The sequence below is a fragment of the Thiomonas sp. genome, assembly GCF_054608695.1.
This window is the reverse complement of sequence record NZ_JBTRXV010000036.1, coordinates 1-14,566: the sequence shown is the minus strand read 5'-3', so window position 1 is coordinate 14,566 and position 14,566 is coordinate 1. Positions and strand designations below refer to the sequence as shown.

Here is a 14,566-nt window from a genome sequence, read left to right as displayed (position 1 = left end):
GGCGCCAGGGGTCGGCGTCCTTGCTGCCATTCCCTTCCACCGGCATTCTCTTCGAGCTTGTCCTTCCCGCACGCGCCTTCCATGCATATTTCCACCTTCGAGGGCGCCCAGGCGCTGTCGCCATTCCGCCGTCAAGAGTTGGTGCAGCGCCTGCAAGCGGCGCAACCTCGCCTGGCTGCCCTGGTGAGCAACATCCATGCGCGCCTGCTGCATTTCGCCGCCACCGACAGCCAGCCCGACGCCGCTTTGCAGGACCGCCTTGCCGCTCTGCTGCGCTACGGACCGAGTTACGACGGCCCGACCGACGGCCCGGCGCTGCTGGTGATGCCGCGCCTGGGCACCATCTCCCCCTGGGCCAGCAAGGCCACCGACATCGCCCACAACTGCGGCGCGCCGGTGCGGCGCATCGAGCGCGCGGTGGAATACCGCTTCGCATTGAAGTCGGCGGGTCTGTTCGGCAAGGCCCCCAGCCTGAGCGATGACGACCTGCTGGCGCTCGGCGGCCTGCTGCACGACCGCATGACCGAAACCGTGGTGCTGCGGCGCGTCGATGCCCAGCGCCTGTTCGCCGACCTCGCGCCCAAGCCGCTGCAGACGGTGGATGTGCTGGGGCAGGGGCGCGAGGCGCTGGCGCGCGCCAATGTGGCGCAGGGGCTGGCACTGTCGGACGATGAGATCGACTATCTGGCCGAGGCCTTCACCCAGCAGCTCAAGCGCAACCCCACCGACGTGGAGCTGCTGATGTTCGCGCAGGCCAATAGCGAGCATTGCCGCCACAAGATTTTCAACGCGCACTTCATCGTCGACGGCCAGCCGCAGCCGCTGTCGATGTTCGGCATGATTCGCCACACCCACGCCACCAGCCCGGCTGGCACGGTGGTGGCGTATTCCGACAATTCCGCGGTGATGCAGGGGGGCGAGGTGCAGCGCTGGCAGCCGCAAGGGGCGCAGCATCATTACGCCGCCGAGCCGGCACTGGTGCACCCGCTGATGAAGGTGGAAACCCACAACCACCCCACCGCCATTTCGCCCTTCCCGGGTGCCGCCACCGGCGCGGGCGGCGAGATTCGCGACGAGGGCGCCACCGGGCGCGGCGGCCGGCCGAAGGCAGGCCTGGCCGGATTCCATGTGTCCAATTTGCGCCTGGACGCCAGCCAGCCCGAGCCCTGGGAACGCGACGACATCGGCCGCCCCGCGCATATCGCCAGCGCCCTGCAAATCATGATCGAAGGGCCCATCGGCGCGGCCGCCTTCAACAACGAGTTCGGCCGCCCCAACCTGGCCGGTGTGTTTCGCGTGTTCGAGCAGCCGGCCGGCGGGCGCACCTGGGGCTACCACAAGCCCATCATGCTGGCCGGAGGCCTGGGCGAGGTGGCCGATGCCCACACCCACAAGCTGCCGTTCGATGCCGGCACGCTGCTGGTGCAACTCGGCGGCCCCGGCATGCGCATCGGCGTGGGCGGCGGCGCGGCGTCCAGCCTGGCCACCGGCGCCCAAGCCGAGCATCTCGACTTCGACTCGGTGCAGCGTGGCAACCCCGAGATGCAGCGGCGTGCGCAGGAAGTGATCGACGCCTGCCGCGCCCTGGGGGCCGCCAACCCCATTCTGGCGATTCACGACGTCGGCGCCGGTGGCCTGTCGAACGCCTTCCCCGAACTGGTGGAGGGGGCCGGACGCGGCGCCCATTTCGAGCTGCGCGACGTGCCGGTGGACGAGCACGGCATGAGCCCGCGCGAGATCTGGTGCAACGAGAGCCAGGAGCGCTATGTGCTGGCCATCGCCCCCGAGGCACTGGACGCATTCGCCGCGCTGTGCGAGCGCGAGCGCTGCCCCTACGCCGTGGTGGGCCGCGCGCTGGCCGAGCCGCAACTGCAGGTGAGCGACGCGCTGCTGCCCGAGCAGCCGGTGGACATGCCGCTGTCGGTGCTGCTGGGCAGGCCGCCGCGCATGGTGCGCGATGTGCAGCGCCAGGCCGTGAACCTGCCCGGCGTGAACCTCACCGGCGTGACGCTGGGCTGGGCCTGCACCCAGGTGCTGCGCCACCCCAGCGTGGCGAGCAAGCGCTTTCTCATCACCATCGGCGACCGCACCGTGGGCGGCCTGTCGCACCGCGACCCCATGGTCGGCCCCTGGCAGGTGCCGGTTGCCGATTGCGCCATCACCCTGGCCGATTACGCCGGCGTGCGCGGCGAGGCCATGGCCATGGGCGAACGCACCCCGCTGGCGGTGAGCGATGCGCCGGCCTCCGGCCGCATGGCCGTGGCCGAGGCCATCACCAATCTGCTGGCCGCGCCCGTGGCGTCGCTGGCGCAAGTCAAACTCTCCTGCAACTGGATGGCCGCCTGCGGCCAGCCGGGCCAGGACGCCGCGCTGTTCGACACCGTGCAGGCCGTGGCGATGGAGCTGTGCCCCGCTTTGGGCATCGGCGTGCCGGTGGGCAAGGACTCGCTGTCCATGCACACCCGCTGGCAGCAGGAGGGCGAGAGCCGTGGCGTGACCTCGCCGGTCTCGCTGCTGGTCTCGGCCTTCGCCGTGCTGGCCGATGTGCGCGGCGCCTTCACCCCGCAACTGCGGCTGGACGCAGGTCCCAGCGTGCTCATCCTGATCGACCTGGGCCGTGGCAAACAGCGCATGGGCGGCAGCATTCTGGCGCAGGCGCTGCAACAGGCCGCCTCGCCCGTGCCCGACCTGGACGACGCGCAAGACCTGCTGCGCCTCACGGCCGCGCTTTGCACCTTGCGCGAACAGGGCCGGGTGCTGGCCTACCACGACCGCAGCGACGGCGGCCTGTGGGCGGCTGCGTGCGAAATGGCGTTTGCCGGCCGCGCCGGCCTGGCGCTCAACCTCGATCTGCTGATTGCCGCGGCCGAGGCCATGCCCGATGAAGGCGACGCGAAGAACTGGGCTGGACAGGTGGCCGAGCGCCGCAACGACCTGGCCCTGCGCGCACTGTTCAACGAAGAGCTGGGCGCCGTGCTGCAGGTGCGCGCCACCGACCGCGACGCCGTGCTGCAAGTCCTGCGCGTACATGGCCTCTCGGCCTGCGGCCATGTGGTCGGGCAAGTCACCGAGCACGACGCCATCGAGGTCTGGCGCGACACGCAAAAAATCTACAGCGAGACCCGCACCGCCTTGCTGCTGCATTGGGACCATGTGTCGCACGCCATCGCGCGCCTGCGCGACAACCCGGAATGTGCCGATGCCGAGCATGCCGCCGTCTACGGCACCGACCCCGGGCTGCACGCGGCGCTGGCGTTCGATGTGCGCGAGAACATTGCCGCGCCCTTCATCGCGACCGGCGCCCGCCCCAAGGTCGCCATCCTGCGCGAGCAGGGCGTGAACTCGCAGCGCGAGATGGCCTGGGCCATGCACCAGGCCGGCTTCGACGCGTTTGACGTGCACATGAGCGACCTCATCCAGGGACGCGCGCAACTGGCCGATTTCCGTGGCTTCGTCGCTTGCGGCGGTTTCAGCTACGGCGACGTGCTGGGCGCAGGTGAAGGCTGGGCGCGCTCCATCCTGTTCAACCCCCGGCTTGCCGACGACTTTGCCCGCTTCTTTGCCCGCAGCGACACCTTCGCCCTGGGCGCATGCAACGGGTGCCAGATGCTGGCCGCGCTGGCACCCATGATTCCGGGCGCGCGCAGCTGGCCGCGCTTCACCCGCAACAAATCCGAGCAGTACGAAGCCCGCCTCTCCATGGTGGAAGTGCTGCCTTCGCCCTCGCTGTTCTTCAGCGGCATGGCCGGCAGCCGCATGCCCATCGTCGTCGCCCACGGCGAGGGCTACGCCGACTTCTCGCAACAGGGGCAAGCCGCCAGCGTGCATGCCGTCTTGCGCTTCGTCGATGGTGCCGGTCAGGCGACGGACACCTATCCTTTCAACCCCAATGGCAGCCCCGGCGGCATCACCAGCGTGACCACGCCCGACGGCCGCTTCACCGCACTCATGCCCCACCCCGAGCGCGTGTTTCGCGGCCTGCAGTTCAGCTGGGCGCCTCCCGAATGGGGCGACGCCTCGCCCTGGATGCGCATGTTCCGCAATGCCCGGGCATGGTGTGCCTGAGCCCTTCGCCATGGCTGCGATGAACCAGGCCACCAGCCCGAGCTTCGGCCCACGACGCGTGCGTCTGGGCGGGCTCGACACCCTGCGCGGCCTGGCCATCGTCTGGATGATGAGCTTTCATTTCAGCTTCGACCTGAACTGGTTCGGCTTCATCCACGCCGACTTCTACACCAGCCCCTGGTGGTTGTGGCAGCGCATCTGCATCGTCAGCCTGTTCCTGTTCAGCGCGGGCCTGGCGCAAAGCTATGGTGACGCACGCGGCCGGCGCGAGGCGGCGTTCTGGAAGCGCTGGGGGCAGATCTTCGGCTGTGGCCTGCTGGTGGTGGTCGGCAGCTATCTGGCGTTTCCGCAGAGCTTCATCTACTTCGGCATCCTGCAAGGCGTGGCGGCAATGCTGCTGGTGCACCACCTGCTCAGCCGCCGCCTCGGCGCCTGGGTGCTGCTGCTGGCGCCCCTTGCCATTGCCGCACCGCAACTCTGGGGCCATCCCTTGTTCAACCCGCCGCTGTGGAACTGGACCGGGCTGATCACGCAAAAGCCCATCACCGAAGACTACGTGCCGCTGCTGCCCTGGATCGGCGTGTTCTGGGTCGGCTCAGGCCTGGGGGTGTTGTTGCAGCGGGTTGATTTCAAGCCCCTGGCCGTTCTGCCCAGCGTGCGCCCGCTGGCTTTTCTGGGGCGTTGGCCACTCACCATCTACATGCTGCACCAGCCGGTTTTCGTCGGTCTGGTGTGGTTGGCTTTCCACCTGAAGTCGATATCCATCTGAAGTTTTGTTCGGGTCGGCGCTCTGTATGCGGCTTGGGCACATGAAAACGCCGGCACGAGGCCGGCGTTTTCATGTGCCCAAAAGGCGTTTACTTGGCTGCGGTGATGTCGCCGCAAGCCACGTACTTTTTCAGATCGGTCGGGCTTGCATGCACGTTGATGGCCATCGGCTCCTTGAGCAGATCGGACAGCGACGCGTTCACCATGGTGACGGACTTGCCGCCCACAACCGGCTTGAGGACATAGGCGGGCTTGGGGTCGAGGTTGGCGCAAGTGCCCTTGTGGATATGGTCGGGCTGGGTCACACCCTTGGGCGCGCCCTTCAGATGCACGATGACCTTGGTCTTGGCGCCGTGGGGGTAGAGCATGGCATAGCCGGTTTCACCGGAACTGTTTTGCGCGGCGAGCTCAACCTTGACGGGTTTTTCCTTCATCGCCGCGAAGGCGGGAGCGGCGGCAAAGCCGGCGAGGACGAATGCGAGAGCAAGTTTGTTCATGGATTTTCCGGGGTTTGGGTTGTGTGAAGTGCGCATTTTGCGGCAAGCGTACGTGGGAATGTGCATTCAATTGCGTCCCGACGTAAGCCGATGTAAGGGGCACATGGGGAGTATGGCGCCGCCGCCGCCGCCCCAGACCTGCAGGCACTCTCAACGGTCGATGCTGATTTCCTTCGCCAGATTTTGGCCATTGGCTTGCGTGAACGTGACTTCGACCGTCACCCCATTGGCCAGTGTGCCGCTGTTGGGACTGACGCCATTGATCTGGATGGTCAGGGCGTTGACCTGGAAGCTGGTCGAGGTCAAGTTGTAGATCACACCCTTGGTCTCCAGAGTCGATGAGGAACCACCGGAACCACCATCACCGCTGCCGACGCCCCGGAACGACACGCTGTACGCCGTCAAGCCGCTGCTCGTGTTGGTTGCCTCGATCTCGACGTTGGCACCGTTCACCAATTGCGCCGCTGCCCCGTTGCTGAACACCACATTGGGCGCGAGCGTGACCTGCGAGGTGCTCGTCGTCCCTTCTTTCTGCCACGTCAGCGTGAACGTGCCGTTGGCGGTGTTGAGGGCGCTGACCGTGCCCTGATAGTCCACCGTGCCGCCATCGGGTGCTTGAGGGAGCACGGTGACGCTGCTGGCCGTCACCACATTGCCATTGCCGCTGCCGACATGGCCGAGGATGTCCACGAACACGCCGTTGCCCAGCGACGCGGCGCTGCCGCCGTTGAAGCTCACGCCCGGCGCCGAGGCATCCACCAGCACTCCGCGCACGAGGAAGTTGCTCGGGCTCACATAGCCGGTGATGGTGCCGCGCAGTTCGACTTGAGCGGGCTGGGTTGCATAGGCGCGAATGGAACTGGCCGTCACCACGCCGGTGCTGGCATCGGCCTGGCCCAGCACCACCACATACTCACCGAGCGTGAGGCCTTGCACGGTGGATGCGAGTGCCGGCGCGCTGGCATCGATCGTCACGCCCGACACCTGGAAGCGACTGCCGGACAGCATGGAGACCAGCCCGCCCACCTGCACGGGCCCGGAAACCCCTTGCAGGGTGCGAATGCGAACGACACCAGCCGTGATGCCACTGGCCGTCACAGGCACATTGCTCCAGACATTGACCAGTTGCCCGTTGGCCAGACTCAGGCCCGAAGGCACGACGCTGGTGGCCGCGCCGATCTGAACCGTCGTGGTGCCGATCTGGAAGGTGCCGCTGGCGGCTTGCAGATGGCTGATCACCCCCGTGATGCGCGTGACGGGGTTGGAGGGGGGCAACTGCTCGATCAGCGTCGCCTGAATGTAGCCCTGGCCGTTCGAGTTCACGCCATAAGCGCCATGCACTTCCACCTGCATGCCTGGGCTCAGTCCGGCGTAATCCGTCAGGCCGGAGTAATAGGTCACCGGACCTGACGCTGGATTGGTATTGACCTGGACGGGAACGCCGTTGACGGAGAACCCCGTGGACGAGAGATTGGCCACCGCCCCCATCAGTTCAGGCTCGATCAGCACCATGCTCGGCGTGCCCTGGGCGTCCAACTGGATCCGCAGTTGGTTGCCAAGCTGCACGGCCGTGGCGGCGGTGAGCGTCGCTTCACCCTGATCGTTGCCGGCGAAGTATTGCGGACTGGCGCTGTTGTAAGGCGTGCCATCCACCACGACGCTGCCGAAGCCGGTGACCGTGCCGAAGGACATGCCCGTGCCCCCGGTGCCCACGCCGCCCCCGCTGGACGCCACGGTACTGCCGCCGCCGCAGGAAGCCAGCAGCAGGATGAGCAAGGCAGCCAGGCCCAAGCCCAGCGCGGCCATGAAGGATTTAGGTTTCGTCACGATGTTCTCCCTGGGCCATGTCGTCGGATGCTGGTGAGACGGGCAGTACGTCCTCAGCCCAAAAATAGCTGCCAAAACGCACGCGGCGGGTCGCATCGTCGCGACCCTGGTCGGCCTCGAAACGGCGGGTGGCTTCGGCAATCATCTCACTTCGGGCCTGGGCCCAGAGTTTGCGCGCGAGTTCTCCGAGCGCTGCAGCCGACTCCGCGCTGATGCCGTCGGCGAACACGCTCTGCTCCAGGCGCGGGGGCTGGCCGAGCAGGTTGCCCACGGCGGCGGCGGCATGGTCGGCCAGGTTGGCGCCGAACAGATCCAGCAGTTCGCGCGAGCCCGGCGGCGGCACGAAGCCATCGCGGTGCGGCACGATCATCTCCACGCCCTTGAGGGTCCGCACCTGCACCAGCCCGAGCCGCAGCAGTTCGGTCAGCACCGTATACGGATGCACATCCTGCGTGACGCTGCGTGCCAGGGATTCGAACGAGGGCTCGGCACCCAGACGGGGCAGCGGCTTGGGCCGCTTCCTGCGGTCGCGGTAGAGCGGGTCTTGCACCCAGCGGGCGAACACCTGCGAGCTGATCGACAGCTCCTGCGCGATGCGCCCGCTCAAGCCGTTCTGGCGCCACTCGCGCACATCCTTGCGATGCACGCCGCTGAGCAGGCTGATGGCCGAGTCGGTGTCCTTCTGCCCGGTGCGCAACAGCTCCTGGCGCGCCTGTTCGATGAACAGCGGTTTGAGCTCGGCCGCCAGCCGCGTGTAGTCCATGCCACCCGCCAGGAGCAGCCGCGCCAGGGGTCCCAGAATGCGCCCCAGGGCGCGCAGCACGTCGTCCGCCGGCGGCAGCGGATGCGCGGGCGGTTGGGCGGCAGGCAAGAGGCGAGGTGGGCGTCCCATGGTCGTTCGGATCCGGCAAGGGCCGGGGTGCGGATGCGAGTTTAGCGCAAAGTTTTTATTGAATGTTATTTTTTCCCAGCTATTATGGAGCTTCATCCCGCGCTTGCGGGGCGCTTGACACACCTCTGGGAGTCCACCATGAAGCCTTCGATCATCAACCCCGTTCGTTCCTGGACCTTGCTGCCCGTTGCGGCGGCGCTCGCCTTGAGCCTCAGCGCCTGCGGCGGCGGTGGAGGGGGCATCGCGTCCACCTCGGCCACACCGGCGGCGGGTAAATCGACGCTGACGGGAGCCGTCATCGACGCTCCCATCGCCAATGCCGTGGTCACCTTCACCACCGGCGCTCCGCTCGGTCAGCAGGGTTATGTTGTCGTTGGAAATGCCACGGCCGATGCGAATGGCAACTACACGGTGACCGTGGCGCTGCCCAACACCACGGCGCCCCTGTTCGCCAACGCCACCTCGCCCGGTGGCCAGGTGGTGCTCACGGCCTATCTGGGTGCGAGCAGCGCGGTTCTGGCGGCCGGCTCGCTCACGTCCGCCAACCTGCCCAATCTGGTCATCAGCCAAGTGACCACGGCGGCGCTGGCGGTGTATGTGGCGGCCGGTGGCAGTTATGCCACGCTTACGCCCACGCTCTACGCGGCCTTGCTGTCGCAGCATCATGACGACATCCTGGCGCTGTCGGCGGCGGTCAAGGCGGTGGCCGACGGTTATTGCGCCAAGCCTTCGCAGTATAAGGACACCGACGACATGGCGCGTGGCATCGCCATGAATGGCGTCACAGTCACATCCAGCACCACGGGGACGTCCAGCACCTTGACCGCCGCGTCCACCACGCTGGGGTCAAGCTGCGACAGCAACCTGAAAGACCTCATGCAGTACATCACGTCGGACGAGCGCTGGGCACCAGAACTCGACCTGGGCGATGTGCTGGAGCAGGGCGCCCCGGCCGTTGCCGCAGGCAGCTACAGCCTGCAGGGCGTGCTGGCGCAGTCGGGCATGGGCACGGTGCCGATGCTGCCGACGCCGCCGGCGTCCGGCGCCTCGGCGGCCACGCTGCCGCCCACGGTCAGTGTGCTGCCGCCTGGCATCCTGAACACCGTCGTGACTGTGGACGCCAAGGGTGATGTCAGTTCGGCGGACGGCAGCGGTCACGTGACCGGCGTGGTGGTGAGCAATCTGATGACGCTCACCGTCAACGACGGCAAAGGCAACACCTATGTGTTGGCCGGCAAGGTGGGCTTGTTGCCCACGGGCTTCGTCGCTGGCGGCAGCACACCGGTTCCCGGCCCCAGTGCCCCGGCCAGCAGCGCCTCGGGGGTCTTGAGCCCAGTGAACGGGACCGTGGGCTATGGCCTGCGCATGGGTGGCCGCACACAATCGGGCGGCGTGCTCACCCGCTTCGACGCCGTGCTGGTGCCGCAGGGCAGCCAGCCCGGCTGGTCGTCCATTCCCCAGACACGGTCCGACGACAGTCACGGCATGAGCTGCCAAAGCGGGCAGTTCGGTGTGCGGCTCATGGGCACCGGCTCCACCATCGGCGGTCTGGTGCTGGGGGCCTGCGTCGCGCCGCAACCCACCGGCCTTGCGTTATCGCCCGCGATGCTGGCATCCAATTCTCACGAAGCCAGCGACGACGATTTCCGGCCTGGCTCGAGCGTGAGCTTCGGCAACTTCGCGCTGAACAACACCAGCGGCACGCCCTATATCGTAAGCGCGCCGACCGTGACCATCACCAAGTCGAATGGGGGGTCGGGCACACTGAGTGTGACGGGTCAGATGTTCTATGTCATGGGCGCGAAGGACATGATTTTCAGCACTGCGACACCGACATTCAACGGTCTGTTCGTGATGAACGAGAACCCCCTGGACAAACTCCAGGAGACCCCGTCCAACCAGGACCATTGAGCCATGGGCGCGCCTGAGTTGGTGTCGCCGTTGTTCCGGGAACCATGCCGCTCCCCGAACCTCTGGCTGCAGGATCGCGCAAATGGTCATCTGCGTGACGCCTTTCCCCGGGCGCAGGTGCGCTGGGCGCTGCAGGAGCACCGGATGCGGGTGGCCTATCAGCCCATCCTGCGCCTGGACGATCTGCAGGTGGTCGGGCATGAGGCGCTGGCGCGCATGCTGACGCCGCAAGGGGCGACGCTCGTCGCGGAGAGTTTCATCGACGCCGCGGCCAGCATTGGCCTGGAGCCGCGCATCGACGCCGACATCACCGCTCAGGTGATGTCGGCCGCTGCCCGGCCCGGGCCGTTTGCGGCGACGCATGGCAAGCTCTTCATGAACTGTTGCAGCGCCTTTCTGGCGCAGCCGCTGTACGTGGAGATGCTGGCCAAGCGGCATCAGGACTGGCTCGATGCGTGGCCGGGCGCGGCCCAAACCGGAGCGCCCTGGATCCTGGAAATCACCGAACGCAACCTCGACGCCGACCCGCAGCATCTGCTGTCCACGCTGGCGCCTTTGCTGGACTTGGGTTTCGAGCTCGCGCTGGACGATTTCGGCAGCAAGCACAGCGCCTTTCCCTACTTGCTGGCCCTGCCCATCCGCTATCTCAAGTTCGACAAAGCCCTGGTGCAGGCGGCGGCGACGGAACTGCGCGCCGAGCACGTCTTGCGCCGTCTGCAGGCCATGGCGCAAGACCTGGGACTGATCACCATCGCCGAAGGCGTCGAAGGCCGTGACCTGCTGGAATGCGTCCGCGCCATCGGCATCGACTGGGGACAGGGCTATCTCTGGGGACAGGCGCAGGGTTCGAATGCAAGCGGCATCAGTCTTGTGGGCTAAGGATGGTATAAGTTGTCAGCAGCAAGATGCACACAAAGAGTGACCTGGAATGAGTCGGCAAGCCGACCCATTCCGCTGGGGGTGGAAGGATGAACACAACCATTGCATTGGAGTCCAAATATGATGCGCACGACCGTTTTGAAGAGCCTGTCAGCCGTCGCGCTGGCTGTCGTTTTACTCCCCGCCGCCCAGGCGGATGACAATCCATTCTGGTCATTGGCCATCGGCGTGCCGGGGGTCGTGGCCAATCTGGGCAATGCCTACCCGGTCGCCCCGCAGCCGGTGTACATGGCGCCGCCGGTGCAGTACGTTCCGGCCCCCTCGTACTACATGGCTCAGCCCTATGCCCCGGTACCGCAGTACCAATACGAGCGGCCGCGCCGCTGGCGTGGAGACCACCGCGGTGAAGGCGATCATGGCGATGGCGGTGATCGTTGAACCAACGCACCGAGTTGGACGCACTCCTTTAAAATTCGGCGTGAACAACAATCATCACCATGCAGCATTCATCAGAGCATTTTCCGGCGCACAACACACGCTATGGGGCAGTAGCCCGCCTGTTCCACTGGGCGGTCGTGCTGCTGCTGGTTGGCGAATATTCCCTTGCTTGGCTGATGCCCGACATCCACAAAGGCACGCAACCCGCCGGGTTGATCGCCTGGCATCTGGCCATTGGCCCGCTCATCCTGAGCGTGATGCTGCTGCGCCTCGGGTGGCGTAGCGCCGTGGGCACCCCCGAACCGCACCCTGGCGTCGCCTGGCAAGAACTGGCGAGCAAGCTCACGCATGGTTTGCTTTATGTGCTGCTCCTGGTTTTGCCGCTTCTCGGCTGGATCAATGCCTCCACGCGGGGCTGGTCCATCAGCCTGCTCGGCATTCCGCTGCCAGCGCTGGCAAGCCAGGGTTCGACCGTAGGCCGCGACCTGGGCGAATGGCACTCCACACTGGCCTACATCGTGCTGGGGCTCATCGGCCTGCACGTGAGCGCAGCGTTCTATCACCACTGGGTTCGCAAAGACGGCCTGCTGGCCAGGATGTGGGGCTGAACGCGGCTCCAGGCGCTGACCCAGCCTGGTGAGGCCAACGAACCTTCGAGATCGCCTCGAGGTTTGAATCTTGATCCGTCCGGCATGAACGTCAGATGACGATTTCGTCATCTGACGTTCATGTTCCCGTGCGAGTTCGGCGCCCAGAATACGGCCACGGTTTCTGTGCCACACGAGCTTGGCGTGTTTGGCCTTTTGGGTCGTTCAACGCCTGCGTTCGAGGTCTTCAAGGCTTGCCGATGATGCTGCCCGATGGTTTGAAATGCTTTGTTGGAGGCTTGCCCCTGGGCGTTTGCCTCAGCCCTGCCCAGGCCACGGTCGTGAAACCATCCCCTCCAGATCTCATCGGCCTGCCTCCGTCAATCGCCTTGGCATCGGCACCCAGTCAAGTGCCTGCCGCAATGCCTGCACAGCGGTCGAATTGGAGCCTTTATCCTGCAAGCCCGACTTTTGGCGTTGGCCTCGCAGACACGTATCTGATCGGTGCGGCGCTCGGGGTCCTGGACTATGCGGGGCTGTACCACCTGGATCATCCCGTTCAGCAAAACACCTCCGGCATCTGGTCCATTGCCAAATCTTCCCAGTTTCCCGCCGAGCTGATTGGCCTGACCCTGGCCGGCGCCGTCGTCGGCGTTGCCAGTGGCTATTTTGCCCATCAGTTGAACTCACCCTTCATACTCGGTTTGCTCCCGGGCGGTTTTTACATGGGTATGCGCGAAGGTTTCCAGTAAACGCGAAAGCGGCAGGTTTGAAAAGCGAACAACAAGAAATCATGAGCTTGGGAAAATACCCAAGCCGGCAGGGTGCAACACGATGCAGAAGCCAAATCGATAAGCAATGATCAGCACACCTGTGACAAGAATCAACCATGAGGTTCAAATATTCTCCAAGGTCCCGGAAATTACGCTGTATTTCTGGGTCTCCAAGTTATTGACGACAGCGATGGGTGAAGCGATTTCAGATTATCTGGTGTCGCATCTTAACCCATATCTTGCCGTTTGCCTTGGAGCGGCGGGATTTCTGGCGGCCCTCGCGCTGCAGCTTGCCGTTCAGCGCTATATCGCCTGGGTCTATTGGTTGATGGTGGCCATGGTGAGCGTCTTTGGCACGATGATGGCGGATGTGGTTCACATCGTCCTTGGCATTCCCTATGCATTGTCGAGCATGATTTTTACAGTGGCCCTGGCCATCATTTTTATTTCATGGTGGCGCATTGAAAAAACCATTTCCATTCACAGCATCCATACGCGGCGCCGGGAGTTTTTTTACTGGGCGGCTGTGATCGCTGCCTTTGCTCTTGGAACAGCCGCGGGCGACATGACCGCGAGCACATTCCACCTGGGATATTCAGGGTCGTCGATCTTGTTTACTGTGCTGTTTGCAATGCCGATCATGGCTTTTACGCGCTTTGGTTTGAATGAGATTTTTACATTTTGGTTTGCCTATGTCATGACGCGCCCGATGGGAGCTTCATTTGCCGACTGGTTCGACAAGCCATTGAGCATGGGCGGACTGGGCTATGGGGACGGCTTGGTCAGCCTTGTGCTGACGACGCTGATCGTTGCCGTCGTCGCCTACCTGACCTTCAGTCGTCAGGATATCAAGGCCAGTTCCTGGCCAATGGGCAAGAGGCCTCAGGCCCGGCGCCTTCGCGGGGAGACCCCGCCGGGCATCGTTTCGACGCCGCCCACATGGGGGCGATGCAGCGTTCCACGCCAATGAACGAAGCAACTGAATCCTGAGCCAGGCATGCGCTGGCCAGCGACTTCACCCTTGCTCTGCTGTCAACAGCAGCATCACAGATGACGCAATCGTCATCTTGGCGTCATGGAAATGGCGTGAATGAACACGTAATATATTTCCAGCTTATTTTCCATGGCGTTCTGAAATCAACATTTCGCGCGAAATGAGCATGCGCGCTAACGCTCTTCAGGTTTGCGTGAATTTTAATATTTTTCAATATGTATGGAATACAATTGATGAAATCGACTAAATTATTGATGATGGCATTATTTTTCGGAACGGCTTTAGCCGCACCATTGGCCAATGCGAGCACCGGTTTTAATTTAGGTGCAAACATTGCGAAAACGACGACATCAGGATATGGAAATTCATCTGATTTCGGATTTACGGCTGGTTATGATTTGAATCAATCGCTAGGGTTGGAGGTGGGTTACGAATCATTGATGGGCTATGAAATGACGATGTGGAGCGTGAGTGGCCTCGGTCGTTATCAACTTACAAACCATATTCATCTCCTTGGACGATTGGGCTTGGCGCATTGGACCGAGAGCCCGACCGGCAGGCACAACGCAAGCGGAACCAACCCCCTGCTTGGCTTGGGGTTGTCCTATGGCTTGACACCGGCAATGAGCATTCGCACCGAATACCAATTTGTACCCAATTCAGGTGGTCTTGGAACAAGTTTGGATACGCTGCTGATTGGTATCAATTATCGTTTTTGAAAAAATGGGAGGCTTGATTTTCTGGGCTCATATTTTTCCTCAATATGAATACGCCTCGAATCAATGAGTGGTTTTTTTGTTAAGTACTCCCAAGCCCCGTGCCGTCCCCCATGTTCCGCCGCCCGCCCGACTGGGCACTCGATGCTCTGGTGCTGCTCATGGCCGCGCTGTGCCTGTTCTGGGGGTTGGGCGGGCCGCCGATACGCGACAACAACG

Annotated in this window: 12 protein-coding genes; 9 read left to right on the top strand and 3 right to left on the bottom strand. The window is 64.2% G+C overall.

Annotated features, from left to right (window positions below; translation table 11 throughout):
* Positions 1-81 precede the first annotated feature (81 nt).
* The gene (gene purL / locus ACYCUK_RS12755; RefSeq protein WP_461595126.1) at positions 82-4,065 is read left to right on the top strand and encodes a phosphoribosylformylglycinamidine synthase; all 3,984 of its coding nucleotides are present in this window, start codon (positions 82-84) and stop codon (positions 4,063-4,065) included.
* Between the two features lie 19 nt (positions 4,066-4,084).
* Positions 4,085-4,834: a DUF1624 domain-containing protein gene (locus ACYCUK_RS12750; RefSeq protein ID WP_233224751.1), complete on the top strand. Its 750-nt coding sequence runs from the start codon at positions 4,085-4,087 to the stop codon at positions 4,832-4,834.
* Between the two features lie 88 nt (positions 4,835-4,922).
* Here ACYCUK_RS12750 and ACYCUK_RS12745 read toward each other — a convergent pair whose 3' ends face one another.
* From ACYCUK_RS12745 to ACYCUK_RS12735, 3 genes are all read right to left on the bottom strand, one after another.
* A complete protein-coding gene (locus ACYCUK_RS12745) occupies positions 4,923-5,330 on the bottom strand; it encodes a hypothetical protein (RefSeq protein WP_112486671.1) in 408 nt (135 codons plus the stop codon).
* 150 nt (positions 5,331-5,480) lie between these two features.
* A complete protein-coding gene (locus tag ACYCUK_RS12740) occupies positions 5,481-7,157 on the bottom strand; it encodes a DUF5666 domain-containing protein (RefSeq protein WP_461595125.1) in 1,677 nt (558 codons plus the stop codon).
* Positions 7,144-8,049 carry a DUF6502 family protein gene (locus ACYCUK_RS12735; RefSeq protein WP_461595124.1) on the bottom strand — a complete coding sequence of 302 codons (906 nt, stop codon included), beginning with the start codon at positions 8,047-8,049 and terminating at the stop codon, positions 7,144-7,146. Before ACYCUK_RS12735 ends, ACYCUK_RS12740 begins: the two co-directional genes overlap by 14 nt.
* A 138-nt stretch (positions 8,050-8,187) precedes the next feature.
* Between ACYCUK_RS12735 and ACYCUK_RS12730 the strand changes: the two genes are divergently transcribed.
* The 7 genes from ACYCUK_RS12730 to ACYCUK_RS12700 all read left to right on the top strand — a co-directional run bounded on the left by ACYCUK_RS12730 (position 8,188) and on the right by ACYCUK_RS12700 (position 14,350).
* The gene (locus tag ACYCUK_RS12730; protein WP_461595123.1) at positions 8,188-9,960 is read left to right on the top strand and encodes a hypothetical protein; all 1,773 of its coding nucleotides are present in this window, start codon (positions 8,188-8,190) and stop codon (positions 9,958-9,960) included.
* Positions 9,961-9,963: 3 nt separating this feature from the next.
* Positions 9,964-10,839: an EAL domain-containing protein gene (locus ACYCUK_RS12725; protein ID WP_461595122.1), complete on the top strand. Its 876-nt coding sequence runs from the start codon at positions 9,964-9,966 to the stop codon at positions 10,837-10,839.
* Between the two features lie 123 nt (positions 10,840-10,962).
* Positions 10,963-11,277 carry a hypothetical protein gene (locus ACYCUK_RS12720; protein ID WP_461595121.1) on the top strand — a complete coding sequence of 105 codons (315 nt, stop codon included), beginning with the start codon at positions 10,963-10,965 and terminating at the stop codon, positions 11,275-11,277.
* Positions 11,278-11,336: 59 nt separating this feature from the next.
* Positions 11,337-11,885, top strand: a complete 549-nt coding sequence (locus ACYCUK_RS12715) for a cytochrome b (RefSeq protein ID WP_461595120.1) — start codon at positions 11,337-11,339, stop codon at positions 11,883-11,885.
* Between the two features lie 239 nt (positions 11,886-12,124).
* Positions 12,125-12,616 (top strand): hypothetical protein, encoded by a 492-nt coding sequence (locus ACYCUK_RS12710; protein WP_461595119.1) that lies wholly within the window; start codon positions 12,125-12,127, stop codon positions 12,614-12,616.
* 106 nt (positions 12,617-12,722) lie between these two features.
* Entirely contained in the window at positions 12,723-13,607 is an 885-nt protein-coding gene (locus tag ACYCUK_RS12705; RefSeq protein ID WP_461595118.1) for a COG4705 family protein, read from the top strand.
* 257 nt (positions 13,608-13,864) lie between these two features.
* Positions 13,865-14,350, top strand: a complete 486-nt coding sequence (locus ACYCUK_RS12700) for an outer membrane beta-barrel protein (RefSeq protein WP_461595117.1) — start codon at positions 13,865-13,867, stop codon at positions 14,348-14,350.
* The last annotated feature ends 216 nt before the right edge of the window (positions 14,351-14,566 follow it).